Annotated in this window: 20 protein-coding genes and 1 pseudogene; 11 read left to right on the top strand and 10 right to left on the bottom strand. The window is 33.3% G+C overall.

Annotated elements, in window-relative coordinates:
* Nucleotides 1-32: 32 nt before the first annotated feature.
* Entirely contained in the window at nt 33-1,346 is a 1,314-nt protein-coding gene (locus ABH960_RS02575) for an ArnT family glycosyltransferase (protein ID WP_219300759.1), read from the bottom strand.
* Between the two features lie 299 nt (nt 1,347-1,645).
* Here ABH960_RS02575 and ABH960_RS02580 point away from each other — a divergent pair, with 299 nt between their 5' ends.
* The 3 genes from ABH960_RS02580 to ABH960_RS02590 all read left to right on the top strand — a co-directional run bounded on the left by ABH960_RS02580 (nt 1,646) and on the right by ABH960_RS02590 (nt 3,459).
* A complete protein-coding gene (locus ABH960_RS02580) occupies nt 1,646-2,158 on the top strand; it encodes an acyl-CoA thioesterase (RefSeq protein ID WP_002144630.1) in 513 nt (170 codons plus the stop codon).
* Nucleotides 2,159-2,367: 209 nt separating this feature from the next.
* Complete coding sequence (locus tag ABH960_RS02585; protein WP_113936141.1) at nt 2,368-3,096, top strand: glycosyltransferase family 2 protein; 729 nt, start codon at nt 2,368-2,370, stop codon at nt 3,094-3,096.
* A gap of 6 nt (nt 3,097-3,102) precedes the next feature.
* Nucleotides 3,103-3,459, top strand: coding sequence for a DUF2304 domain-containing protein (locus ABH960_RS02590; RefSeq protein ID WP_070145695.1), 357 nt, complete (start codon nt 3,103-3,105; stop codon nt 3,457-3,459).
* Between the two features lie 76 nt (nt 3,460-3,535).
* On the opposite strand, the gene ABH960_RS02595 is transcribed toward ABH960_RS02590, so the two are convergent.
* Nucleotides 3,536-4,813: a glycosyltransferase family 39 protein gene (locus ABH960_RS02595; protein WP_404442492.1), complete on the bottom strand. Its 1,278-nt coding sequence runs from the start codon at nt 4,811-4,813 to the stop codon at nt 3,536-3,538.
* A gap of 225 nt (nt 4,814-5,038) precedes the next feature.
* Here ABH960_RS02595 and ABH960_RS02600 point away from each other — a divergent pair, with 225 nt between their 5' ends.
* The 7 genes from ABH960_RS02600 (at nt 5,039) to ABH960_RS02630 (ending at nt 16,141) form a co-directional block, all read left to right on the top strand.
* The gene (locus tag ABH960_RS02600; RefSeq protein ID WP_404442495.1) at nt 5,039-6,019 is read left to right on the top strand and encodes a glycosyltransferase family 2 protein; all 981 of its coding nucleotides are present in this window, start codon (nt 5,039-5,041) and stop codon (nt 6,017-6,019) included.
* Nucleotides 6,020-6,116: 97 nt separating this feature from the next.
* Nucleotides 6,117-7,532, top strand: coding sequence for an oligosaccharide flippase family protein (locus ABH960_RS02605; protein ID WP_404442498.1), 1,416 nt, complete (start codon nt 6,117-6,119; stop codon nt 7,530-7,532).
* A 346-nt stretch (nt 7,533-7,878) separates the two neighbouring features.
* Entirely contained in the window at nt 7,879-10,557 is a 2,679-nt protein-coding gene (locus tag ABH960_RS02610) for a YfhO family protein (protein WP_404442501.1), read from the top strand.
* A gap of 84 nt (nt 10,558-10,641) precedes the next feature.
* Nucleotides 10,642-11,580 (top strand): glycosyltransferase family 2 protein, encoded by a 939-nt coding sequence (locus ABH960_RS02615; protein ID WP_000175832.1) that lies wholly within the window; start codon nt 10,642-10,644, stop codon nt 11,578-11,580.
* A 129-nt stretch (nt 11,581-11,709) separates the two neighbouring features.
* Nucleotides 11,710-13,302 (top strand): ABC-F family ATP-binding cassette domain-containing protein, encoded by a 1,593-nt coding sequence (locus ABH960_RS02620; RefSeq protein WP_404442504.1) that lies wholly within the window; start codon nt 11,710-11,712, stop codon nt 13,300-13,302.
* Between the two features lie 214 nt (nt 13,303-13,516).
* Nucleotides 13,517-14,911, top strand: coding sequence for an MBOAT family O-acyltransferase (locus ABH960_RS02625; protein WP_002144620.1), 1,395 nt, complete (start codon nt 13,517-13,519; stop codon nt 14,909-14,911).
* 12 nt (nt 14,912-14,923) lie between these two features.
* The gene (locus tag ABH960_RS02630) at nt 14,924-16,141 is read left to right on the top strand and encodes an alginate O-acetyltransferase AlgX-related protein (RefSeq protein WP_404442508.1); all 1,218 of its coding nucleotides are present in this window, start codon (nt 14,924-14,926) and stop codon (nt 16,139-16,141) included.
* Between the two features lie 52 nt (nt 16,142-16,193).
* Here ABH960_RS02630 and ABH960_RS02635 read toward each other — a convergent pair whose 3' ends face one another.
* The gene (locus ABH960_RS02635; RefSeq protein ID WP_404442511.1) at nt 16,194-17,063 is read right to left on the bottom strand and encodes a TetR/AcrR family transcriptional regulator; all 870 of its coding nucleotides are present in this window, start codon (nt 17,061-17,063) and stop codon (nt 16,194-16,196) included.
* A 299-nt stretch (nt 17,064-17,362) separates the two neighbouring features.
* Between ABH960_RS02635 and ABH960_RS02640 the strand changes: the two genes are divergently transcribed.
* Nucleotides 17,363-20,479 carry an efflux RND transporter permease subunit gene (locus ABH960_RS02640; RefSeq protein ID WP_404442514.1) on the top strand — a complete coding sequence of 1,039 codons (3,117 nt, stop codon included), beginning with the start codon at nt 17,363-17,365 and terminating at the stop codon, nt 20,477-20,479.
* 25 nt (nt 20,480-20,504) lie between these two features.
* Here the strand turns inward: ABH960_RS02640 and msrB are convergent, their stop codons facing one another.
* The 7 genes and pseudogenes from msrB to lytS all read right to left on the bottom strand — a co-directional run bounded on the left by msrB (nt 20,505) and on the right by lytS (nt 26,719).
* On the bottom strand, nt 20,505-20,957 hold the full coding sequence (gene msrB, locus ABH960_RS02645) for a peptide-methionine (R)-S-oxide reductase MsrB (RefSeq protein ID WP_404442637.1): 453 nt from the start codon (nt 20,955-20,957) through the stop codon (nt 20,505-20,507).
* A 45-nt stretch (nt 20,958-21,002) separates the two neighbouring features.
* Nucleotides 21,003-21,470 (bottom strand): annotated as a pseudogene (gene msrA, locus ABH960_RS02650) (peptide-methionine (S)-S-oxide reductase MsrA); the annotation flags it as partial.
* A 91-nt stretch (nt 21,471-21,561) separates the two neighbouring features.
* Complete coding sequence (locus ABH960_RS02655; RefSeq protein ID WP_002089894.1) at nt 21,562-22,605, bottom strand: AI-2E family transporter; 1,044 nt, start codon at nt 22,603-22,605, stop codon at nt 21,562-21,564.
* 334 nt (nt 22,606-22,939) lie between these two features.
* On the bottom strand, nt 22,940-23,632 hold the full coding sequence (lrgB, locus tag ABH960_RS02660) for an antiholin-like protein LrgB (RefSeq protein ID WP_404442517.1): 693 nt from the start codon (nt 23,630-23,632) through the stop codon (nt 22,940-22,942).
* Between the two features lie 34 nt (nt 23,633-23,666).
* Complete coding sequence (gene lrgA, locus ABH960_RS02665) at nt 23,667-24,098, bottom strand: antiholin-like murein hydrolase modulator LrgA (protein ID WP_000104908.1); 432 nt, start codon at nt 24,096-24,098, stop codon at nt 23,667-23,669.
* 133 nt (nt 24,099-24,231) lie between these two features.
* Nucleotides 24,232-24,972, bottom strand: a complete 741-nt coding sequence (locus ABH960_RS02670; RefSeq protein WP_404442521.1) for a LytR/AlgR family response regulator transcription factor — start codon at nt 24,970-24,972, stop codon at nt 24,232-24,234.
* The gene (gene lytS, locus ABH960_RS02675; protein ID WP_404442524.1) at nt 24,950-26,719 is read right to left on the bottom strand and encodes a two-component system sensor histidine kinase LytS; all 1,770 of its coding nucleotides are present in this window, start codon (nt 26,717-26,719) and stop codon (nt 24,950-24,952) included. Before lytS ends, ABH960_RS02670 begins: the two co-directional genes overlap by 23 nt.
* Nucleotides 26,720-26,887: the final 168 nt, after the last annotated feature.

Below are 26,887 nucleotides of genomic sequence, written 5' to 3' on the forward strand. Positions count from 1 at the left end.
ATCTACAAAAAAAGAATCCAAAATGGATTCTTTTATTTTCTGAAAAATATTTTTTGGCAATAAAAATAACTCATATAAACGCCAAAGCTTTGTAAAATAAACAAAGCTGGCATACTAATATTATAATATGCCATATCTACTCGGAAGAGCCTTAACGACACATATCCGGTAATTAATAATACAAACAACATATATCCTTCATTTTGTTGTTTCTTGATTAGAAAATGTAATAAAGCTATGGCCATAAACAATGTCACCACTATATATATAAGCTTTTCACTTTTAAATAGAATAGAGTTTGTTCCCTCATCTGAAAATTTGTTAATAACCGGTTTTAAGGGTTTAAATCTTTCTTCTTCAATTTCTTTCAACTCTTGATCAATATGCTCTTTTACACTTTGATTTTTGAATATTTTTTCTTCACTTTGACTTTTTCCAATTAAAACAGTTTGAACATAAGTCTCATTAGAAATTGTATACTGTGACATTCCCATCATCTTGATACCATAACTCACACCAAAATGAGTACTATAAAATACAATAAGGAGTCCTATCATTTTTAATAGTAATTTTTGTTTCGCCCCTGATTGAAACACTTCAATTAACAGCACATATGCAGCTATAAAAATAGGTAAAAATAACCCCATCGGGAAAATCATATTGCTAAGCGCAAATAAAATGGCTGAAATTACCCACATATAAGGATGGTCTAATCCCTTATATAAAAATATGTAACAAGCACAATAAAATAAAAATATTGCGAGTGATTCCGCCGTTAATACAGAACTCATAAATATATTTGGAATATATAAAGCGTAAAACATTGATGCAATACGACCACACTCTTCTCCAAAGACCATTGACGCAATGCGATAAATGAAAAATGCAGTTCCTGTACAAAATAAAATATTAAATAATTGTAAAGCGAATACCGTATCACCAAATATACGAATGATGATCGATTCATAAATAATAAAAGGTAACTGTGCTATATTTTCTATATTATTGCCAATTGCAATCTGCTTTGCAGACTCATACATAGCTTTCATATCACCTATCATCGGACTGTCTACAAATAGAACTGTAATCAGTCTTGCAACTATAGATATGCTTATAAGAAAAATAAGAAATTGCTTATCTGTAAAACGATATTGCAAAATCGATGCTATTAACAAAATAAGAATAATAAAAATCACTAATACGATTGTAATACTTGTTGTACTTCCTCCAAAAAATTGCTTACTTGTTTCAAAAGCCGACCAACAACTATAAACAAAAAATGCGAGTATCGTACCAATCATTATTTTACTAAAGAAAGAAGAAAAATTTGTTCTTATATGATTCATATGTCCATTGCACCTCTATTTCCATTCATAACAAAACGATTCTATCATGAATAGGCACAAGGTTAACAGGGAATTTCTATGACAAATACATGGTCATTACTTTTTCACTTGCAATGTAAGCGAATCCTCTTTTACACTACATTTTAGATAAAATAAATTTTCTTTCAGTTACATGAATACAAATACAGAAGTTTAACTAATCATCTTTTAGAATACACTTTACTTCATTAAGTATCTAATATGAGTATTCCACTTACACATTTCATTCTGATTGAAAACAGACTATAGGGGCTGAATATATGGAAAAGAAATTCATGCGAGAATCAAAAGCAATTAAAACAACACGTGTTTTTCCGAACGATTTAAATAATCACCAAACACTTTTCGGGGGAAAATTATTAGCAGAAATTGATAGTATTGCTTCAATTGCAGCTGCGAGACATAGCCGCAAACATTGCGTAACAGCATCTATCGATTCCGTTGATTTTTTAACTCCAATTCACCAAGCAGATTCTGTTTGTTATGAAGCATTTGTATGTTATACAGGGAAATCTTCAATGGAAGTTTTCGTAAAAGTAATTGCAGAGAATTTATTAGCAGGCGAACGTAGAATTGCTGCTACTTGCTTCATTACATTTGTGGCAATAAAAGATGGAAAGCCTTCGTCCGTACCACAAGTACTCCCTGAAACTAAGGAAGAACATTGGTTACACACAACCGGTTTAGAACGCGCGGAAAATCGAAAAAAGGGACGTTTAAAAAGTAAAGAGATGGCTGAAGTTTTAACTTTAAGTAAGCCTTGGAATATTTAACATAATCTTCTCATCATACATGCACGGGCTCTTCCTTGCATGTATTTTTTATTATAAAAAATACTATTTCTTGCCTATATATTCAGTGGCCCCCTCCTAAAGTCACCCATTAGTTTTTCCTTTATTTCCTTATACTATTAATGGTATATTAAGTAAAGTTGTTTGAAAATAACCATAATGTAGTTAAATATGTAAGGAGTGGTGCGATAATGTCTATCGAGGTACCAATTTCAATACCAAAAACGCTAATTATTATTCCAGCATATAATGAGGAAGAAGCAATTGCAGATACATTAACAAGATTATTAGAACTAAAACAACATTTTACAAGATTAAGCATTTGCGTTATTAATGATGGTTCACAAGATAAAACAGCTCAAATCGTAAAAAATTTCCCCGTTCATCTTATTAATTTACCATATAATCTGGGCATCGGTTCAGCTGTACAAACTGGCTATAAATACGCATATGAGAATGGATATGATATTGCAATTCAGTTCGATGCTGATGGACAACATAATCCGGATGATTTATACAAAATTATACAGCCTATTGCTGAAGGCCAATGCGATATGGTGCTAGGTTCACGCTTTACAGAAAAAACAGCTTATAAAGGTAGTATTTCAAGAAGAATCGGTATTTTTTATTTTACCGCCCTATTGAAAGTGTTAACGAAACAAACATTTATGGATCCAACTTCTGGATATCGTGCTATCAATCGAGAAGTAATTAAGATTTTTGCACACAATTATCCAAAAGATTATCCAGAGCCAGAAGTCCTTATTCATTTAAAAAAGAAAAAACTTCGCATTAATGAGATATCTGTAAATATGCAAGAGCGACAAGGTGGACAATCTTCCATCACACCTCTTAAATCTGCATATTACATGGTTAAAGTAAGCCTTGCTATATTGATGCAAAAAATCGTGAAAGGTTGATAGTGAATGCATATAATTACCTTTTCATTCATCTTTATTTTGTTATTATTCTTCTTAATTATTAATTCTATTCGTCGCGGGACTTTAGAAACAAAATATGCTATTTTGTGGATTTTCGTTTGTGTTGCAATGGCTATTTTAAGTTCTACTGATAAAATTATAAATTGGATTGGAAAACTATTAAAAGTAGAATATCCACCATCCATTTTATTCTTATTTGGATTATTATTCTGTTTCATCTTAATTTTTGACCTAACAAGAAAAATCTCTAAGCTACACCATCAACTTGTAACATTAACGCAAGATTATGCATTATTAAAGCAAAAGTTAAACGTAACGCAAACTGAAACAGATAACGAATAATTTTTTCTATTTAAATACTAATATATAAAAAAAACCCCTTAATCCTTCTAAGAATCAAGGGGCTTTTCATTTCAAACTATTTGTTTCTAATTAATAGTTTACTAATTTTCATAACCGTTGCCACGGTCCCTACTCCAATTATAATAAATAAGAATGGGATTAATGGTAATGCATATCTTTCATATGCAGCATAAAAGCATGTTAAAGCTGTTTGCAGTAAAAGGATTGACCATAAAAATGTAGTCTCTCTCCACCTTTTTAAAAGGAAGATAAATGAAAGTATTGTACATATTAAGAATATCGCCTTAATAAAATTATGTATTTCATTCATATCCTTTGCAGAAACATTGAATACTTCAATATTATGCTCTATAGAATAATACGGTTTTTTCCACATAATTTCTGGCTTCAAGATTAAATAACTCTCTATCATGGAATTCCTATCTGTTTTCCACCATTCTTTCATTTTATCTTTCGCTATTTTTTCTTCTAATTCCATAAATTCATGTGCTTCCAGGTTAGGGTACTTTGCGTGTAATTCTATTTCAAGTGTTGCCATATCCTTACCTTCTGGGTAGCCTTTCCCTTGATACGTTCCAAGTAATAACGGATTCCCTGCCCCAGCAGTTAGTGGAATAAATTTATCAAATTGAATGTAATTGCGGGCCCACCATGGTCCAAGTACGATAAGTCCTATTCCTATACTTATAATCGCTTGCTTCATCATAACGCGGAATGGATAGCGCTTCATTAAGAGATATACAAATAATGGTATTGGATATAAAGCAACTTGTACGCGTAAGTACAATGCTAAAAAGTAGAAAATTAATACAATTAGAAAATGTTTCGTTTTATGAGTATCAGCTAATTTTAAGCTCCAATATAATAATCCCAATGAAAAGAATAAAAACGGTCCTTCTGTTAAAGTTAAATTTTCTATAACAATCTCTGGAGGATACACAGCTAATAAGAAAGCACCTATTAATCCTGCAGCGGGATTCAATAAATAAGTACCAATCTTATAAGTTAGTAAAATACTAAGTACCCCTAATAGGATAATAATTAATTTAGCTACAAAAAGGCCTTCATTACCATTTCCAAAAAAGTAAAATACAGTAGCTAAAAACGCTGGAAAACCTGGCATAATATGAATAGTTGGTTTATCCGGCTCATGATATGTTAACATTCCTGTTTCCAATAAAATGGTTGCCGTTTTTTGATAGCCTATATCATCGCTAGCTATAGTCAAATCTGCACCATGTGTTTGTAAAGTTGCAAAACGAAGCGCAAAACCGACTATCATAATAATCCCTAAAAGGATTACATTAGATTTGCGAGTAAATCGCCTTAACATCTCATCTTCTCCCTTCAAATACATAATTTTCAAATTATATTTCTATATTTTTACAAGGCAATATATTCTATAATAAATACTTTTTATACAAAGTACAATAATAGAAAGTTGATTTACAAAGTTTATATGCGTTAAACTGATACAGATGTTCTTGTAATCTTCTTCCTTTCAAAAGGCTTGTATATATGGTGCAAGACATAAAAAATTTGAGGAGATAAAAATTCTATGATGGAACAAAAACAACTTGTTTCTGTTGTCATACCCCTGTATAACACAGAAAAATATATTGAAGAAACGATGCAGTCAATACTGGATCAAACATATAAAAACATTGAAATTGTAATTGTAGATGATGGAAGTAAAGATCAATCACCTTCTATCGTAAAAAATCTTGCAGAAAAATATCCGGGTCAAGTAAAATACGTTCACCAAAAAAACCAAGGTGTTTCAGTAGCTCGTAATACAGGGATTGAAAATGCTAGCGGAGAATACGTCGCTTTCCTTGATAGTGACGACTTATGGCATCCAACTAAAATTGAGAAACAAGTCGAGAGTATGCATAAAAACAACATGGACGCGTGCTATTGTGGTTATATGAATTTCTACGAAGAAACAGGCGAAAAGGTTGAGCATACAACAAACTTTATTAAAGGTGATATGACCAAACCTTTCTTAACGCATCAGGTTGTTGCTCAAACGAGTACTTGGATTTTCAAAAGATCTATCGTGATGGATCATAACATTCGTTTCACACCAGGATGTAGCTGGGGAGAAGACTTAGAGTTTCTATTTAAATTAATGAGCGTAACAAACGTATGCTATGTAGATGAATATTTGACATATTATCGAATTTTATCAGAAGGAAATCTTTCTTCTAAATATAAAGATTACGACTTAAAAACAACTAAAGAACTGGAAGTATTCAATCGTATGAAAGACTGGGTACATAATAAATCTCAAGACTTCATTACGAAAGACCCTCAGTCACTTATTGAGATTCTTGAGACCTATTTATTCCCTTATACGGTTATCAATAATGCTTGTATATACATTAAAGAAAACTCTCAATTAGATAATTCCCAAGTTCAATTAATCAAAAAAGATATAAAGAAATATTGCCGTAAAATCTATTCAAAAAACGGAAAGCGTAGTAAAAAACTATATGCAATGCTTTGGTTTGTACGAATTAAATTTCTGTTTTCTTAAACCGAAAATATAGTACTCACCTCTCTTTCCATAAACAAATCAAATTTACAAATAGGACAAACTAACAAGGTCCTAAAGAATAGAAAGGTCTTTTTCCATGAAAACAAACAAAATCCTTAAAAATGCCTCCTACCTCTTTGTAGGAAATATTACGGTTCGATTTGTACTTGCTATTGCGACGATTCTCTTTGCAAGATATGTTTCACCAGATGAGTATGGGATGTTTACAGTTGCATTAGCAGTTTCCGCTGTCATTTGTTATTTTACAGATGCAGGCTTGACACATACGTTTATGCGTGAAGGAACAAGAAGCGGCGCTAACATTAGCGTATTAATCAGTAGTTATTTACGTATTCGTTTCGTATTAGCTGTCGTAATTTCTGTACTCTTCGCTATTTTTGCTCAGTTCTTCTATACGGATGCCTACTTACGTGCCATGGTATATTGGGTTGTACTACCGACAATGTTTGGAGCAACTTTACAAGGCGTTGGAATGGCTTATTTCCAAGTAACAGAACGTATGCAATTTACAGCGATTATTTCTGTACTACAAGGTGTAACAGCCGCAGCTGCGCTTCTACTAGGAATGTCATTTAAATGGTCACTTATGATGGTCGCTGCCATGTACGGGGTCTCTAGTCTTATAACAGGAGTCATCGCCTTCATAATGGTGCTCCGCCATACAACAGTTCATAAAGGCTGGGACAAAGGTATTTTAGATCAACTGCTTATTTTCACAATCAATGGCATTATCATTATGCTTTTACCGCAGTTAGGTCCTATTATATTAGAAAAAGTTTCAACACATGAGCAAGTTGGATTCTTTGGGGCTGCCTATAAAATACCTGCCGTACTTTATCAAATACCTGGTGTGATTGCAGCTGCCTTTTACCCAAAGTTATTTGCTTTTGGAAATGAAAAGAATATTGATGAACATAGAAAGCTATCTCAGTTCGAATTAAAACTTATGTCTTTCTTAGGGATGGGAATCTCGATTCCATTTATCGCCGATCCAAGTTTTTGGATTGTTACTTTATTAGGCAAAGAATATGCACCAGCTGGTGATGCTCTTGCAATCTTAGCCTTTATGGTTATTTTACAATCTATCAACTATCCACTTGCTGATAATTTAACAACTATTGGTCAACAGTGGAAGCGTGCGACAACGATGGGAATTGGATTAGCTGTCGCTATCATAAGTTACATCGCATTAGGCAGCCAATTTGGAATGATGGGAGCTGCGGCAGCTGCGATCATTACCGAGATTACATTACTGATCGGATTTACTTTATTCGTTCGTAAAGGTTTTTCATTACTATTCAAAGGAATAATATTCAATGCACTAGCGTTTATAATCAGTTACGCAATATACCGTACAGCATTAATTAACTTACCCCCACTAATAGCTTTAACACTTACTGGTATATTGTACGGTATTATCGGTCTTGCCATTGACCCACAAATACGTGGATTGATTTTAGGATCTATAAATAAAAAGCTGGCTCGAAAATAAATAAAAATAAAAACTTCAAATTTAATTTGAAGTTTTTATTTTATCTTCTTCACTTAGAATGAGCCCTGTTTTCAATCTATATCTTAAATTGACTTGCCTTTCTGGAATGATTATACTTGGAAACGAACAGCCCTAGATGTACAACACCTAGTATTAAAGCAATTCGCAGTTAATCTTTTATACAAACATTAACTCGTTACACCATAAATTACACAACAGAAAACTTTATTACTACCGTTAAAAATCGTCGATTCATCCATAGTTTTTCTTCATTATAAGACAATATCTAAATATGGAGAATATGGATTAAATCTTAATAATTGTATTGGGGAGGCTTATTCATTTAATGACTTCAGAGGTAAATAAAAGAACATTTTTTACTAAAAGCACACTTATTATCATTCCATTATTAATAATATGTGCATTTGCTTTTCATTACTTTTTCTTAAAATCAGACAGTGTATTTTCTAGTACGGGAGATGCATTATCACAATTCAGCTTCTTTACATTCCTTTTACAACATGCATTTAAAGATGGGAATTTATTTTGGTCTTGGGATTATGGCTTAGGTGGAGATTTATTCGGGGAATTTAGTTATTACTATAGTACAGCACCATTTTTCTGGCTTACGCTTCTACTTCCTAAACTAAATTTTGACCAAATCTTTGAGATGAAGCTATATATGAGTATTTTAAAAAGTACATTAGCGATGTTATTCATGTATGGTTCTTTACGTTATCATAATAAAACTATTTTTTCTTCTTTCATTTCTGCCATTATATATGGAGGATGTGTGACTTTTGTTCGCCATTCTTTATTATGGGATTTCATGGCAGATGCTATAGTGTTTTTACCTTTAGTAATATGGGGATTAGATAAATATATTTTAGAGCGAAAAAAGGGATTATTCCTGCTTGCAACAGCACTTATGCTTGCATCAAATTTCTATTTTGCTTTCATTACTAGTATTTTCATCTATATTTATGCCTTTTTCCAATATTTTGCTACACAGCAGAATAAAACAATTAAAACATTTATAACTTATTATATTAGAATTGCTTTCCTATATTCTTTATCACTAGGTTTAGCCGCTGTTTGCTTTATACCATCTGTAAATGGGGTATTTAGTTCAGATCGACTAGCTACAAAATTTACTATTCCATTATTTTTTGAAGATACGTTTTATAAAAACTTAATAGAAAGTATCTTTTTCATTAATAATACAGAGGATTATCAGCTCGCATTCCCAGTTTTCATCCTCTTCCTTATTACAAGTGCGCTTCTAATACGCAATAAACTTGTCACAAATAAGTTACTCTTTACTGGGTTTATGTTAGTTCTATATATGCTTCCATATACGTATTCCGTATTTAATGGCTTTTCCGCTATGCAATACAGATGGTTTTACTTATTTGCATTTGTAGTTGCGCAAACTGCCGCCTACATTTTAGATTGGATGCTACTTAACAAAAAGAAGGTCAACTCTTTAATAGGTCCTTTGCTAGCAACAGCACTATTTATTTACGCATTCTATAGAAAAGTAAATATAAACGGACAACCACTAGAAACGATTGATAAAATTTTAATCGGTACTACTGTTTTATCTATTATTACAATATTACTATGGCGCTATTTGTCAAAAGCAGTCTTACAATCTTTCATTATATTGAATGTACTGGTCAATGTAATATGTATTAATTACATCTATGCAGATACAGCTCTTAGTAAACACTTTAATCAAGCAGGCGCAACAAAAGAATCATTACATGGTCCAGGTCTCGATAATAAGGATGAAATTGACGCAATTCATTATATACAAAATCAAGATAAAGATTTTTATCGAATTATCAATCCAAACAATAATTATAAGAATACACCGATGCTGCAAGGTTATCATGGTACAAGTACTTATCAAAGCTTAGTCAATCGTGATGTTCATGACTTTATGAAAAATAAGTACAATGTTTTCCAAGGATATGATAGTCCATCTATGTTCTTCCAGTTAGATAAACGACTATTCCTTGAGAACATGCTAGGGGTAAAATATTATGTATTAAGTGAAGGTGCTAATAAAACTGATATTCCGTATGGTTATAAATATTTACAACAAGTAGGTCCTTACAACATTTATAAAAACGAATTTGCACTACCATTAGGCTATGTATACGAAGCTGGAATAAGTGATGAAGAATTTTCAAAACTTAATTTTGCTGAGAGAGATCAACTTTTATTAGATGCTGTAGTTGTAGATAATGTTGGAAGTCTTCCGTTAAAACAATTTAATACAAAACAGCTAGATTCAAAACAAATTAAGATTAATCCAAATAAAATTAAGTGGGAAAATATAGATAAAGAGAAAGATATACTCACTGTTCATGAAAATGGGCGTATAATAGTACCTGTTGATAATACCGATATGTTAGGTGATCTCCTTGTTGAAATTAAAATTAGAAATATAAATAAGGAATCATTTGGGGTTACTGTGAATGACAAATCTATGATAAAAGGTAATGAAGATGGAGCTTATGCTTACCCGTTAGAAAGATTTGTTTACAATTTAGGAAAAGATGCGAAGCCAACTGAGCTAATCATTTCTATCCCTACTCCTGGCCAATACGAGTTGAAAGACTTACAAGTCAACAGTACCAACTATAAAACTGTCCCGAAAAAAGTGAATACTTTAAAAGAAAATAGCCTACAAAATATTTACTATAAAGGTAACTACTTAAAAGGTAATATTAATTCTACTAAAGATGGATTACTATATTTATCTGTACCGTATAGTAAAGGATGGTCAATACAGGTTGACGGTAAAGAAACTGAGTTTACGAAGGCTAATTCTTCCTTTATTGGTGTTCCTATTTCAAAAGGGCAGCATGTAGTTGAAATGAAATACGTCACACCTTATTTCAAAATGGGTCTCGTTATTTCTATCATTTCATTTATCATTTGTATCTCGCTTCTAGTTCTTGGAGATAAGGATCGATATAAAAAATTTAAAAGTCGTTTTAAAAAAAGTTATTAAAATAAAGTGAAGTAAAAGTTGAAGATAATTGCTTGAGCTTTTACTTCATGCCCAGTTTAAAATTACACCTAAGGAGGTCCTAACATGACCCTTTCAATAGTAGTACCTTGTTATAATGAAGAGAAGGTACTCAGAGCTTTCTATTCAGAGACTTCTCTTGAAATTCATAAACTAACTACTGATTATGAATTTGTTTTCGTCAATGATGGAAGTAAAGATAACACACTAGAAATTCTACGTGACCTAGCCGATTCAGACTCAAGTGTGCATTATATATCATTTAGTAGGAATTTTGGAAAAGAAGCTGCTATGCTTGCCGGTCTAAAGTATGCTACAGGCGACGCTGTGGTTATTATGGATGCTGATCTACAACATCCACCCGAACTAATAAAAGATATGCTAGACGGCTATAATAACGGCTATGATCAAGTAATTGCAAAGCGAACTAGAACGGGTGATTCACCAGTACGTTCTTTCGTTTCTAGCTTATATTATAAAGTCATGAATAAATTCGTTGATATTGAGCTAGTAGATGGCATCGGTGATTTTAGACTTTTAAGTAGAAGTGCAGTCGATTCACTACTATCTCTAACTGAATACAATCGTTTTTCAAAAGGTTTATTTTCTTGGATTGGTTTCAAAGAACAAATTATTGAATACGAAAATGTATTACGTTCTGACGGAGAAAGTAAATGGACTTTCTCTAAGTTATTAAATTACGGGATAGATGGTGTAATTTCGTTTAACAATAAACCATTGCGATTATCTATATACCTTGGATTATTAACAACGCTTTTAGCTGTTTTATATGTAATCACTACATTTATTCAAATTACCGTTAGCGGCGTCGATGTACCAGGATACTTTACATTAATTTCTGCCATATTATTTATCGGTGGTATTCAACTCATTTTCCTAGGGGTTATCGGTGAATACATCGGTCGTATTTATTATGAAACAAAGCGTAGACCACATTTCATTGTAGCAGAAAAAAAAGTTAGTAAAGTAAAACAAAAAGCTTAGTAAAAAAGTTACTTCTGTAAATAGAAGTAACTTTTTTACTATTATATTTCCCAAAAAAATTAACGCAAAATAATTCTTGAAAAAAGATACATTTTGAAAGGATAGCATTATACTCAATAATTTAGTATCATGATTCAAGGTACTATTTCAAGTTGGACGGAGGATACTATGAGCTTATTAACAGTAGAAAAACTAGGCCATACATTTGGCGATCGCACATTATTTAAAGATGTATCCATGCGTTTACTAGCAGGAGAACATGTTGGATTAGTCGGTGCAAACGGTGTTGGTAAATCAACATTTATGAATATTATTACTGGTCAACTTATCCATGATGAAGGCCGTGTAGAATGGACACCTGGTACAAATTACAGTTACTTAGACCAGCATACAATTTTAACACCTGGTCGCACAATTCGTGATGTATTAGCTGACGCGTTTTTACCTTTATTTGAAAAAGAAAAAGCTTTAAATGAAGTTGCAGAAAAAATGGGAACGGCAACACCGGAAGAATTAGAGGACCTTCTTGAGCAGATGGCAGAAATACAAGATGCTCTCGAAGCAGGTGGTTTCTATTTACTAGATATGAAAATCGAAGAGGCAGCAAGAGGTCTTGGAATTGATGCAATCGGTTTAGATCGTGATGTTTCAGCACTAAGTGGTGGACAACGTACAAAAGTATTACTTGCAAAGCTATTACTTGAGCAACCAGAAGTGTTATTACTCGATGAGCCTACTAACTATTTAGACGTTGAACATATTCATTGGTTAACTAATTATTTAAAAGAATATCCACATGCATTCTTATTAATTTCTCATGATACGGAATTTATGAACAAATGCGTTGATGTTATTTTCCATCTAGAATTTACAAAAATGACGCGCTATACTGCGACATACGAAAAATTCCTAGAACTAGCAGAAATCAATAAAAATCAACATATAAACGCTTATGAAAAGCAGCGTGAGTTTATTAAAAAGCAAGAGGACTTCATCGCAAAGAACAAAGCTCGTTATTCAACTACAGGTCGTGCAAAGAGTCGTCAAAAACAGCTTGATCGCATGGAGCTTATCGATCGTCCTGAAACAGCAATTAAGCCAGAATTCTCATTTAAAGAATGTCGCGCAAGTAGCCGTTTCGTCTTTGAAGGTGAAAATGTAGAAATCGGATATACACACCCATTACTACCAAAACTAACAATGACAATTGAACGCGGTGAAAAAATTGCCATCGTTGGATGTAATGGTGTTGGTAAATCAACATTACTAAAAACAATTTTAGGAAAAATTAAACCTTTAAGCGGTAAAACGAGCCTTGGTGACTTCTTAGAGCCTGCATACTTCGAGCAAGAAGTAAAAGCGGATAATATAACACCAATTGATGATGTTTGGAACACATTCCCTAGCATGGACCAACATCAAATTCGTGCAATGTTAGCAAAATGCGGATTAAAAAATGAGCATATCTCTCGCCCGCTAAATCAATTAAGTGGTGGTGAACAAGCAAAAGTTCGTTTATGTAAGCTAATGGGTGAAGAAAGTAACTGGATCCTATTCGATGAGCCAACAAACCATCTTGATGTTACAGCAAAGGAAGAACTTCAAAAAGCTCTGAAAGCATATAAAGGGACAATCCTTCTTGTATGTCACGAACCAGAATTTTATGAAGGCTGGATAACAAAAGTTTGGAATATTGAAGAATGGGCAGAAAAAAATAACTAAATTATTTCATGTCAGTAAAAAAGGGCCGTTCCTAAAAGGTAATTAGGGACGGCCTTTTTTTATAAACAAAGATTCTTTTCTCTCTCACCACTTAAGAGAACTTCTCACAATATAAAGAAATTAAAAATGTAAATAATATCCTTAATTTTATAAACTTACATTTAGAAGATAATTTTGGTATCATTTAGATAAAATAGGAAAGGAATTAATTAAAATGGTATTTAGTAACCTTGTCTTTTTATGTTTATTTTTACCCGCTGTACTCTTAATTTATTATGCTGTACGCAAAGAACTACAAAATATAGTTTTATTATTTTTTAGTTTAGTATTTTATGCTTGGGGCGAACCCATCTATGTTTTCCTAATGCTGTTCTCTATCTTTGTTAACTATTGGTTTGGTATCTTGTTAGGGAATAGTCGCTTCACAAATGGGCAAAGAAAACTATTATTAACGTTTGCAATTATAATGAACACAGCTATTTTAGGATATTTTAAATACGCAAACTTTTTAGTGGATAATATCAATTCTATCTTCCATACCAATATTATTCTTGAAAAAATACCTTTACCAATTGGTATTTCATTTTTCACGTTCCATGCGATGAGTTATATTATCGATATTTATAAGAAAAAAGTCGATGCTCAACGAAATATCTTTGATTTGGCTTTATACTTTACTGTATTTCCACAATTAGTAGCAGGACCAATTGTTCGTTATAATACAATTTCTCACCAATTACACCAGCGAACTGTTGATGCCGAAAAATTCTCTGAAGGAGTTCGCCGTTTTATTATTGGTTTGGGGAAAAAAGTTTTAATTGCTAACCAATTAGGTGCTATAGCCGATGAGATTTTCGCAATGAATCCTTCTGATATGAGTGTATCATTAGCTTGGATGGGAGCCATTGCCTATACGCTACAAATTTACTTTGATTTTTCTGGATACAGTGACATGGCAATTGGATTAGGAAAGATGTTTGGATTTGATTTTCTAGAAAACTTTAATTATCCATATATCTCAAAATCCATTTCTGAATTTTGGCGTCGTTGGCATATTTCGCTCGGTTCTTGGTTCCGTGACTATGTCTATATTCCTCTTGGAGGAAATCGCGTTACAACTTGGAAAATTTATCGTAACCTCTTCATTGTATGGGGATTAACCGGGTTTTGGCATGGTGCCAGTTGGACCTTTATGATTTGGGGTATTTATTATGGAATTCTAATTGCACTTGAAAAAGCAGGACTTGAAAACCTACTTCAGAAATTATGGAGTCCTCTCCAACATATTTACGTTATGTTTTTAGTTATTATTGGATGGGTATTTTTCCGAGCAGATAATTTCAGTTATTGCCTTGAATTTTTAAAATCCATGTTCGGATTTAACGGTCCATTAACAGACATTAATAGTTATTTCTATGTAATGAATTATTGGGGAATTTTCCTATTAGCTATTATTACTGCAGCGCCCGTATTTCCATGGTTACAAAAAGTGTTATCAACAAAAAGATTTGCTGTTTTATCGCCAATTTATTATTTAAGTATTTTAGTCATTGTTTTAGTATTCCTAACAAATGCAACTTATAATCCATTTATTTATTTCCGTTTTTAAAGGAGGTTCACTATGAAAAAATTTCAAAACCTCACTTTAATAATGGGGTTTCTTACAGTTATTTTTGGAGTGGGTATTTGGACAGCAAAAGTTATCCTTATAGATAAAAAAACATTTTCTGAATTTGAGAACAGAAACTTAGCAATTAGACCTGCTGTAAATGCTTCCACTATAAAAACTGGCGAATTATTTAAAGGTATCGAAACACATTTTACAGATCATATTGGACCTAGAGATTTCTTTCTTGAAAGTTATATAAAGTTCCAATTGTCTATGAATCGAACATTCGTAAACAACATTCATGTTACAAACGATCAATTTATTTTTAATAGGCCTAATATGGAAAATCATTTAAACGATGTTGATGCTGGGGTTCATGAATTAAATACTTTGAAAAAAGATTTTCCTCAAACAGAATTCTATTTTTCTTTAGTTCCTAGTAAGCAAACAGCGTTACAATATAAGCTTCCCTCTTACCTAAATCTTGGGTACGAACAAATACTTAGGGATCACCTTGCTGAGAAATTGGCAGAAACTAAATTCCCTATTATTGATGTATTACCGATGTTTAAAGAAAGTTTTACTAACAAAGAACTAGAACGAATGTATTTAACTACAGACCATCATTGGAATATGGAAGGTGCCTTTTATGCATATGAGGATACGATGAATTTTATTAATTCTCATTCAAACAAATATAAAGGGCAACCAATAAAGAAAGATGACTACACCATTAACTGGGAAAAACCGAAAGGAAAGTTTGTTGGTAGCTGGAATAATCAATTGTACCGCTTAATTGATACTTCATCTGTACAAATTCCGTATGTCCATTATAATTCGGGTGAATCTTGGGACGACTACACAGTTTACTATGGTGCTATTAAAGATGATACCGCTAAGGAATCTATGGCTCAGTTTTACGGAAAAGAAAAAAATAGTCCTGCTCCTGGATATGCTAATGTTTATCAAACGGATTTCCCTGAAATAAACATCATTAATGAAAAGGCAGACAACGATTTACACATTGTTATCTTAAAAGATTCGTATGCTGATGCTACATATCCTTTATTTGCGCGTAATTTTGCTAAAACAACTTTTATTGATCCTCGTTACACTCAAGGAAAAAGTGTGAAACAGCAAATAGAAGAACAAAATGCAGATATTATATTGTTTATATACAACGACACCAACGTTTATGGTGATATGTATAAATTTCAAAATGTAAAATAAAAACTTATTTTCAACTATAATCAGTGGGATTTCAATCCCACTGATTATAGTCTCAATTTATATAGTAATATCGGGCTAACCTCAATCTAAAATCATTCAAATCATTATACGTTTCCAAATTCGCTAACATCCCTCGAATAACTGGAATTCTTGGATTTTGCAATCTCATTTCTGCTTCTAAAACATCTAAAGTTACAAGTAACTCATCATTTTCTAATTGATCAGCTAATGTTCGTTTAAATACAATAATTTCACTTAGAAAATGTTCCTTCACCCGTTCCTTAATAAGCTCGGAACTACAAAGAAATTCTCCTAGTCTCTCTTCATGTAGGACAGGTTCCTCCGAAGATTCTAGAAGCCCCTCTACTAAATTGTCTATCCTTTTTAAAATAAAAGCTGAGACATAGGACAAATCAATTTCTGGTGCATTTAAAATAATTAATTCTAAATACCCACGGCATATCCCTTCCACCATAATTACTAGATCTAACAAGTATGGAATAACCTTTTCACCATAAATGGACAGTAAGCTATTCCGATAAAATGCATGAGACTCTAATTTCATCCTCATCATAAACTCTTCTACTTCTTTATTAAACGGAATTGCATTTTCTCTTGCATGCATAATAATAAATTCTTTATGTTTTTGCACATCAGTAAACTGACAATATAATTGTTTTTCAAATTTTTCACGTGGTAATAAAGATTCTTTTTCAATATCCAGCATTTTCTTCTGAATCTTGTCATAATAATATCGAAGTGTGGCCAATAATAACTCGTCTTTTGATTTGAAATATAAATAAAAAGCTCCTTTTGATATACCACATGCGGTTACGATTTCTTGTACTGACGTTGCATTTACACCCTTAGTTGCAAATAACCTCATAGCCATCTCTATAATTAAGCGCTCTTTTTCTTTCATATTCTCTCTCCTAAATTTAATCTCGCATCTTATGTAAATTCAAACTTGATTTTATTCCACATTAACTGAAAATAAAACTCCCCATATAAAATTTAATGGAGTAAATGGTTTATATAGAAGCCTTTCCATCTATAAAATTCGGTTAGTAAAAGCCAATGATCAGAAAAAGAATAGGAAACCGACTACTTACAGTTTGATTTTATTATACCATCTCTTTTCATTGACGACTGACCAATCGGTCAGTTATATTATGTATTAGACTGACCGATTGGTCAATATAATAAAAAGGGAGCGCAAACATGAACAAAATCATCAATTTCACGTTAAAAAATAAGTTCGCAGTTTGGCTACTAACCATTATTGTTACTATTGCGGGTATTTATTCTGGACTCAATATGAAGCTGGAGACAATTCCTGATATTACAACACCGATTGTAACAGTAACCACGGTTTATCCTGGTGCTACACCAGAAGAAGTAGCCGATAAAATTTCAAAACCAATGGAAGAGCAACTCCAAAATTTAAGCGGTGTAAACGTTGTTAGTTCATCATCTTATCAAAACGCATCTTCTATTCAGGTAGAATATGATTTTGATAAAAATATGGAAAAAGCCGAAACGGAAATTAAAGAATCGCTCGCAAACGTGAAACTGCCAGAAGGTGTGAAAGACCCGAAAGTCTCACGAGTAAACTTTAATGCCTTTCCTGTTATTTCATTAAGCGTAGCGAGTAAAAATGAATCTTTAGCTGCCTTAACAGAAAATGTAGAAAAAAATGTTGTTCCTGGATTAAAAGGACTTGATGGTGTCGCATCTGTTCAAATCGCAGGTCAACAAGTAGATGAAGTACAGCTTGTCTTCAAAAAAGATAAGATGAAAGAATTAGGTTTAAGTGAAGATACTGTAAAAAATATGATTAAAGGTTCGGACGTATCGTTACCACTTGGCTTATATACATTTAAAGATACGGAAAAATCAGTTGTTGTCGATGGTAACATTACAACAATTAAAGCATTAAAAGAATTAAAAATTCCAGCTATCCCTTCATCACCGAATGGTCAAGGTAGTCAAAACGCTGGTGCTGGAACACAAGCACCACAGATGAATCCGGCCGCTATGAATGGCATACCAACGGTTACATTAGAAGAGATTGCTGATATTAAAGAAGTTGGAAAAGCGGAATCCATTTCTCGAACGAATGGAAAAGAAGCAATCGGTATTCAAATTGTGAAGGCTGCTGATGCGAATACAGTTGATGTTGTAAATGCAGTTAAAGATAAAGTAAAAGACCTTGAGAAAAAATATAAAGACTTAGAGATTATTTCAACATTCGATCAAGGTGCGCCTATTGAAAAATCAGTCGAAACAATGCTTAGCAAAGCTATTTTCGGTGCTATCTTTGCGATTGTTATTATTATGTTGTTCCTGCGAAACATTCGAACAACACTAATCTCTGTCGTTTCTATACCACTTTCTTTATTAATTGCAGTTTTAGTAATAAAACAAATGGATATTACCCTTAACATTATGACACTTGGAGCAATGACAGTTGCTATTGGACGCGTTGTTGATGACTCAATTGTTGTTATTGAAAATATTTACCGACGTATGTCTTTATCAGAAGAGAAATTACGTGGGAAAGATTTAATTCGTGAAGCTACGAAAGAAATGTTTATCCCGATTATGTCTTCTACAATTGTAACAATCGCTGTATTCTTACCTCTTGGGCTTGTAAAGGGTATGATTGGTGAAATGTTCTTACCATTTGCTTTAACAATTGTTTTTGCCCTACTTGCTTCCTTACTTGTGGCAGTTACAATTGTGCCGATGCTAGCACATTCCTTATTTAAGAAGGAAAGCATGAGAGAAAAAGAAGTACATCATGAGGAAAAACCAAGCAAATTAGCAAACGGCTATAAACGTATACTTGAATGGGCGTTAAACCATAAAATTATTACATCAAGTATCACAGTCCTCCTATTAGTAGGCAGCCTTGCACTTGTACCAATCATCGGTGTCAGCTTCTTACCATCTGAAGAAGAAAAAATGATTATCACAACGTACAAACCTGAGCCAGGTCAAACGTTAGACGACGTTGAAAAAATTGCAACGAAAGCTGAAAAGCATTTCCAAGATAAAAAAGACGTCAAAACGATTCAATTCTCATTAGGCGGCGAAAACCCAATGAGCCCTGGTCAAACAAATCAAGCGATGTTCTTCGTTCAATATGATAACGATACGAAAAACTTTGAAAAAGAGAAAGAACAAGTCGTTAAAGATTTACAAAAGATGTCTGGAAAAGGTGAATGGAAAAACCAAGATTTCGGAGCAGGTGGCGGTAGTAACGAAATTAAGCTATACGTTTATGGAGATAGCTCTGAAGAAATTAAGCCTGTCGTGAAAGACATTCAAAATATCATGAAGAAAAATAAAGATTTAAAAGACATAGACTCTAGTGTTGCAAAAACATATGCAGAATATACTTTAGTCGCTGATCAAGAAAAGTTAAGTAAAATGGGGCTAACTGCTGCTCAAATTGGAATGGGACTTTCTAATCAACATGACCGCCCTGTTCTTACAACAATTAAAAAAGATGATAAAGATATAAATGTATATGTAGAAACTGAAAAACAAAACTATGAAACGATCGATGACTTAACAAATCGTAAAATTACAACACCACTTGGTAATGAAGTTGCTGTTAAAGATGTTATGACTGTAAAAGAAGGTGAAACTTCTAACACAGTAACACATCGTGATGGCCGTGTTTATGCGGAAGTTAGTGCAAAACTAACATCTGATGACGTTTCAAAAGCATCTGCCGCTGTTCAAAAAGAAGTAGATAAAATGGATCTTCCTTCTGGTATAGATGTTTCTATGGGTGGTGTTACACAAGATATTCAAGAATCATTCAAGCAACTTGGCTTAGCGATGTTAGCTGCGATTGCCATTGTATACTTCGTTCTTGTTGTTACATTTGGCGGTGCCCTTGCACCATTCGCAATTTTATTCTCGCTACCATTCACAATCATTGGTGCACTCGTTGCCTTATTAATTTCTGGCGAAACGTTAAGCGTATCTGCGATGATTGGGGCTCTTATGCTAATTGGTATCGTTGTAACGAACGCAATCGTGCTCATTGACCGTGTTATTCATAAAGAAAATGACGGCCTATCAACACGTGAAGCATTATTAGAAGCTGGTACAACACGCCTGCGTCCTATCTTAATGACTGCAATTGCAACAATCGGGGCTCTTATCCCGCTTGCATTAGGATTTGAAGGTAGCGGCTTAATTTCTAAAGGACTTGGCGTAACAGTAATTGGTGGATTAACAAGTTCAACATTATTAACACTTCTTATTGTTCCAATCGTTTATGAAGCATTAAGCAAATTTAAAAAGAAAAAAGTAAAATAAAAAAATAACCTCGCTGACTGCGAGGTTATTTTTTATTCCCAAACAAGATTAGGAAATCACCATATCCTTCTTTTTCTAAATCTTCTTTTTGAATAAAGCGTAGCGCTGCCGAATTAATACAATAACGAAGGCCGTTTTGTCCCGGGCCGTCTGAAAATACATGCCCAAGATGTGAATCTCCTTCTTTACTTCTCACTTCCGTACGCGTCATATTATGGCTAACATCCATTTTTTCTTTCACACTAGCTGACATAACTGGTTTCGTAAAACTCGGCCATCCACAGCCGCTATCGAACTTATCGAAAGAAGTAAATAATGGTTCCCCCGAAACAATATCTACATAAAGCCCTTCTTCTTTATGATTCCAATACTCATTTTGAAAAGGCGGTTCTGTCCCATTTTCCTGTGTTACATAAAACTGCATCTCGTTTAATCTTTCTTTTAAATGAGCATTATTCTTTGGCCAATGTTGTTTAATAAAAGCATCTCGACCTGAGCCTTTACGATATAACTCATAGCGAAATGTATTCTTCTTATAATATCCTTGGTGATATTCTTCAGCTGGATAAAACGTAGCAGCTGGCAATATTTTTGTCGCAATTGGCTTCGAAAAATGCCCACTTTTCTCGAGCTCTTCTTTTGAAGCCTCTGCCTTTTTATGTTGTTCTTCATTATGATAAAAAATCACCGTTTCATAAGACTGCCCGCGGTCGTGGAATTGTCCCCCTATATCAGTCGGGTCAATTTGTCTCCAATATATATTTAACAACTCTTCATACGGCATTTTATTTGCATCAAATGTAATTTGTACTGCTTCATAATGCCCAGTTGTTTCCGAGCACACTTCTTTATACGTTGGATCCTCTTTATGGCCACCTGTATAGCCTGAAACAACCTGTATAATCCCTTCCATCTCTTCAAATGGCGAAACCATACACCAGAAACACCCTCCGGCAAACGTAGCTAACTCTATCTTTTCATTTACAGCCATTATTTCACCCCTATTCTATCTTCTCCTTACAGTATGGCATAAGGAACGTCATGTTATAAAAGAAAAAGCATCGAACATCGATGCTTTTTCTTTACTTCACTTTATTTTTTTCAACGTCCTTCTCCATTTCATCACTTGTCACATCTAAGACATCTAATAAGAAAATGAAGATTGGAATACCGATAATAAGTCCCCACACACCTAAGAAATGCTCAGAGAAAATTAATACCATAAATGTGTAGAAGATTGGTAAGTTTGTTTTTTGAGACATAAACTTCGGATTTAATACATAGCTCTCAAGTGCATGAATTACTGTTACGATAACTACAATATAAACGACATACATAATACCGCCAATATTGTAAGCAATCATACAGAGTGGGAATAACGAGATAATAACACCCGCCACTGGAATTAAACCAAGCAAGAAAATCATTAACGCTAAACCTAGTAATTGCGGGAATCCTAATATCCATAATGCAATAACAGATAAAACACAGTTAACAATTGCAATTAAAAATTGTGCTTCGATTACTTTTCCAAATGAGCGTGCAAATTTCTTTCCGAAATACTCTATTTCGTTATAGAAAATTGCAAGTCGGCTTTCTTTAAATTTCGAAGTAAAAGCAACGATACGTGCTTTTTCAAGTAAGAAAAATAAACTTAAAATTACAGAAAGTAAAACTTGAAGGCCAAATTTCCCAACATTCGTAATAGATTTATACAAAATGTCTACGCCTTGCCCCACATATTTAGAAAGCTCCATATGATTAACAGCATTAACTGCATACTTAATTAATTCACTATCAGGTGGATTTCTTAAAAATACATTAAATTGATAAATCAATTGTGAAATTTGTATTGTTAATACCGGTAAATATTTAAATAGCGTAATGGCAATTCCTGCCACTAACATTACATATAAAAGCGCTATAATAATTTTTCGATTAATTGGCATGAAATGATCTAATTTACGAGAAATAAACTTTTGGAATCGATCCATTAAATACGTCAACATAAACGTAATTAAAATTAAATTTAACATACTTTGCATCCCATACAATATGAGAGCAAGTAATACTAATACGATTAACCTCTGAAATCCTTTGCTTTGAAACAGGTTTTTTATTTGCATAATCGACGAGTACTCTCTCCTGTCCTATAAAGTAAAACGTTAACAAGTAGATCTCTCTCTATTTTCTACTTATAATTATCCTTTAATATTAAAGCCATTGCGAGCAATTTATATTCAACCCTAACCACCCGTTAATTGTGCTATATATTATGTTACTTCTTATTTTACAATACAATGACCTATTTCAGAACGCATTATACGTAGTATTAATGAAGATTTAAGGAAACTTTTATCCTTCAATAGGTCTTACCACTACTGTAACATAAAAAGCAAGCTATCAGTAGAAATCCGTCCTACAAATAACTTGCTTTTATATTTTTTTTAGTAAGTTTTATTATCCAATAAACGGCATGAACATTGGAATAACCACCACTGTTACGACACCAACCACTGTCACAGCGATACTGGCCATAGCTGCTTCTACTTCACCCATTTCGATACCTACTGCAACCCCTAACGCATGTCCTGCTGTTCCAAGCGCTAAACCTTTAGCAATCGGATGTTTAACTCTAAATGTTTTTAAGAATAAAGCTCCTAATGCGTATACGATAACAGCATTAAAGATAACTGCAAATGATGTAATTGCTGGAATACCACCGATACTTTCAGAGATTGGTAATGCAATTGCTGTTGTTGCTGCCTGCGGTAACATTGAGTTCATTACAGCTGTATCTAGACCAATTGCTTTTGCGACAATGAACACCACAACCACTGAACAAATAGATCCAACCACGATAGCCGATAAAATTTGCCACCAATATTTTTTTAACTTATCAACTTGTTTATATAATGGAATTGCAAAGGCGATTGTTGCTGGCTCTAAGAAGAAACTAATCATCTTCCCGCCCGTATTATATTCCTCAAAGGTAAAGTTACCTACCTTTAAAAATACAATCCCTAATACCATTGCTACGAATAGTGGTGTAAATAAGAAGAATCCTTTTGAGTGTTTGAATAAAAACGTTCCGATTCCGTATGCAATTAACGAAACGACGATTCCAAAATATGGAGTCATTGTGCTTGCCATGTTCATTCCCTCCTAACAATATATACTAAATTGGTTACGCAACTTTTCCGTGCTTACGTCCTTTATTTACTACTTTCAATTCTTTCGTATCTTCTATTTCTTTATCGTCTTTTCCTAAAATAAATTGTGCAAATAATCCTGTTACAGCGAGTAAAATAATTGTTGCGACAACAATTACAGTTAAAATTTGTACAAAATATTGTCCCATTACACCGAGAGAATTAATAACCGAAATACCTGATGGAACGAAAAGGAATCCGATAATACCTGTTAAAGCCGTTCCGAGTGATTCAACTTGTTCCAATTTAATAACTTTTAAACATAATAGGCTAAATAAAATAACTAATCCGATCACCGATGAAGGCATCGGAATTGGTAAATGCGTTGCAATAATATTAGAAACTAACATAATAGCTGAAAATATGAATGCTTGTGATAAGAAACTATATACTTTTTTCGTACTCATTTTGGCCACCTCTTTCGATTTGGTACCTTTATTGTATAAGATAAAAACAAAGCTGTAAGCGTTTACATAACAGAACGTCAAATATACAAAATTAGTTACAAAAATAGGCAGACGAAATACAAAAAGCTACTTCTTAAATACGAAGTAGCTTTTTGAGTTCTTTTGCATATGTACGGCTAACAGGTACTTTTGATCCTTCTTTCATAATTAAATTATATGTAGAATTGAACCATGGTTGTATTTCTGTAATATGATTAATATTTGCAATAAAACTGCGATGGACACGCATAAAACTTGCTTGCGGCAACTTCTTTTCCAAAATTACAAGTGTATCGTGTGTTACATATGTTTCTCTCATCGTTTTTACTGTCACCTTTCCGTCCACAAGTCCTACATATATAATATCTTCAATATTTACGAGTACAATCGATTCTTCAATTGGTAATGCTAATTTATGCATCTCGGCCGTTACATCTACACTCTTTACATCTTGCTTTGTTTCTAACTTTATTTGCTTTTGTTTTTTATATTTCTTTAATGTCTGTACGATACGTTCTTCATCAAATGGCTTTAAAATGTAATCTAACGCATCTACTTCAAATGCTTGCAACGCATATTGATCATATGCAGTAGCAAACACAATTGAAGGTGGGTTTTTCATTTTCTTTAATATATTCGCGATTTCAAATCCATTATCATCAGATAATTGAATATCTAGAAAAACAATATCTGGTTTGTTTTTCATTAATTCTTCTAATGCATCCTCTACACAATCCGCCTCACCAATTATCTCTACTTCTTTTGTTTTCTCTAATAAATATTTCAATTCATCCCGTGCTAACATTTCATCATCAACTACTAATACTTTTAACACTCCGTTTTTCCTCCTCTACTCTTTTCGGAATCACAAAGAGGATCTTTGTCCCTTGCTCTAATTCACTTTCAATTTGAAGCATTGTCTCTTTCCCAAATAACCCGATAAGTCGTTCATTAATATTATATAAGGCTGTTCCCGTCCCTTTCTTTGATGGAACTACCATTTTTCCTAATTGCTCTAGACGTTCACTCTCAATCCCTTGTCCATTATCCTTTACTTCAAAGTGAACCATCCCTTCTTTTTCAAACACATGTACCTCGACTTGGCACACTGGCTGCTTTTTCGGAAAAGCATGGCGCAATGCATTTTCAACTAATAGCTGAAGCACAAATGGTGGAACTAAAGTCACCTTTAGTGCCTCTTCAATGTACATCTTCACTTCATACTTATTCGGAAACCTCGCTTGCTCTAACGATAAATATGCATGTACATGATTCAACTCTTGTTCTAATGGAATAAGTAATTGTCGTGCCCCTTGCAAATTACAACGAAAATAAACGCTAAGCTGCAATAATAATTTCCTCGCTTTTTCTACATCTGTTCGGCATAAAGCCGATACGGTATTAATTGCATTAAATAAAAAATGCGGATTGATTTGCGCTTGCAACGCTTTTATTTCGGCATCTTGCAATAACTTACTTTGTAACTCAGCTTCACCTAACTCAAGCTGTGTGGAGAATATTTTCGCTAGCCCTTCCGCTAACTCTTCTTCAACACGACTTAATTGATTAGGGTTTTTAAAATAAAGTTTTAATGTTCCTATCGTATTTCCATGTGAAGTTAATGGAATAACAACTGCCGCTTGTAATGGACACCCTTCATGTTGACAATTAATAATCTCACGTGATTTTGCCTTCATTATTTTCCCTGTTTTTAATACTTCTTTTGATAAACCTGTTATTAAACTGTGTGAAGGAATATGATGATCTGATGCTAATCCAACGTGAGCTAAGATTTCCTCTGTATCTGTTAAGGATACCGCATCTGTTCCCGTAAAGCGGTGAATAATTTGTGCCACATGTTTACAAGACTCTTCTGTTAACCCTTGGCGGAAATATGGTAACGTCTTATCAGCGATTCGTAATACTTTATGCGTTTGCAAAGCTTTTGCGTTTTCTTCTTGTCGTAAAATAGCTAGTATCATCGAAAGTAAAATGAAACTGCCAAAACTATTTACAAGAATCATCGGTAGCGCAATTGTTTTCACAACACTAAGTCCATCTTCTATAATTAATAGAATCATAAGCATTTCTAAAGTAACGATAAAAACACTTAAAATCGCAGAAAATTTAGGAGTAATAGTACGGTTATATTTTTTGAAAATGTATCCAATATAACCTGTTATAATCCCAGCCAAAATTGATGAAATTGCACAACTTACCGCCGTCGTCCCGCCAAGCATATAACGATGAATACCCGCAATAGAACCTACTCCAATTCCGACGATAGGACCGCCAAGCAATCCACTAATTCCAACACCCATGATTCGTGTATTCGCAATTGTGCTGGATGATGAAACACCTTGTAACCAATTTTCATTCATAATAGTATTTCCTGCTATTTCAATCCCTGTGTAATTGCTTACAATTGTAAACACTGAAAAAATACAAATAAGCTTAAACTTATCTACATATCCGTCTTGCTTATGAAGAAGACGCCGGAACGTTTTAATATGAGAGAGTAAAAATCCTAAAATAACAATAAGTCCGACGCGTTCAATCATCATAAGTACTAAATTTAGCATCTGTGATTCATTCCTTTTTATATTAGTTAGTTTTATTATGGGAAAATAATGAAGCGTGCGTCAAGGAGAATGAAATGTTTTTTGAAATATTTTACACATAACTATCCCCTCTTTATTTGACAATCTAACAGAAGAGTGCTAAAAATAAAGTAATATAATACAGTCCTT

Origin of the sequence: Bacillus sp. RC252, assembly GCF_044909215.1 — a bacterium.
GTDB lineage: Bacteria > Bacillota > Bacilli > Bacillales > Bacillaceae_G > Bacillus_A > Bacillus_A mycoides.

Excerpts from the sequence above, each read along its gene's own strand:
- ABH960_RS02575 (WP_219300759.1), bottom strand. The coding sequence starts at position 1,346 with ATGAATCATATAAGAACAAATTTTTCTTCTTTCTTTAGTAAAATAATG.
- ABH960_RS02580 (WP_002144630.1), top strand. The coding sequence starts at position 1,646 with ATGGAAAAGAAATTCATGCGAGAATCAAAAGCAATTAAAACAACACGT.
- ABH960_RS02585 (WP_113936141.1), top strand. The coding sequence starts at position 2,368 with ATGTCTATCGAGGTACCAATTTCAATACCAAAAACGCTAATTATTATT.
- ABH960_RS02590 (WP_070145695.1), top strand. The coding sequence starts at position 3,103 with ATGCATATAATTACCTTTTCATTCATCTTTATTTTGTTATTATTCTTC.
- ABH960_RS02595 (WP_404442492.1), bottom strand. The coding sequence starts at position 4,813 with ATGTTAAGGCGATTTACTCGCAAATCTAATGTAATCCTTTTAGGGATT.
- ABH960_RS02600 (WP_404442495.1), top strand. The coding sequence starts at position 5,039 with ATGATGGAACAAAAACAACTTGTTTCTGTTGTCATACCCCTGTATAAC.
- ABH960_RS02605 (WP_404442498.1), top strand. The coding sequence starts at position 6,117 with ATGAAAACAAACAAAATCCTTAAAAATGCCTCCTACCTCTTTGTAGGA.
- ABH960_RS02610 (WP_404442501.1), top strand. The coding sequence starts at position 7,879 with ATGACTTCAGAGGTAAATAAAAGAACATTTTTTACTAAAAGCACACTT.
- ABH960_RS02615 (WP_000175832.1), top strand. The coding sequence starts at position 10,642 with ATGACCCTTTCAATAGTAGTACCTTGTTATAATGAAGAGAAGGTACTC.
- ABH960_RS02620 (WP_404442504.1), top strand. The coding sequence starts at position 11,710 with ATGATTCAAGGTACTATTTCAAGTTGGACGGAGGATACTATGAGCTTA.
- ABH960_RS02625 (WP_002144620.1), top strand. The coding sequence starts at position 13,517 with ATGGTATTTAGTAACCTTGTCTTTTTATGTTTATTTTTACCCGCTGTA.
- ABH960_RS02630 (WP_404442508.1), top strand. The coding sequence starts at position 14,924 with ATGAAAAAATTTCAAAACCTCACTTTAATAATGGGGTTTCTTACAGTT.
- ABH960_RS02635 (WP_404442511.1), bottom strand. The coding sequence starts at position 17,063 with ATGAAAGAAAAAGAGCGCTTAATTATAGAGATGGCTATGAGGTTATTT.
- ABH960_RS02640 (WP_404442514.1), top strand. The coding sequence starts at position 17,363 with ATGAACAAAATCATCAATTTCACGTTAAAAAATAAGTTCGCAGTTTGG.
- ABH960_RS02655 (WP_002089894.1), bottom strand. The coding sequence starts at position 22,605 with ATGCAAATAAAAAACCTGTTTCAAAGCAAAGGATTTCAGAGGTTAATC.
- lrgB (WP_404442517.1), bottom strand. The coding sequence starts at position 23,632 with ATGGCAAGCACAATGACTCCATATTTTGGAATCGTCGTTTCGTTAATT.
- lrgA (WP_000104908.1), bottom strand. The coding sequence starts at position 24,098 with ATGAGTACGAAAAAAGTATATAGTTTCTTATCACAAGCATTCATATTT.
- lytS (WP_404442524.1), bottom strand. The coding sequence starts at position 26,719 with ATGCTAAATTTAGTACTTATGATGATTGAACGCGTCGGACTTATTGTT.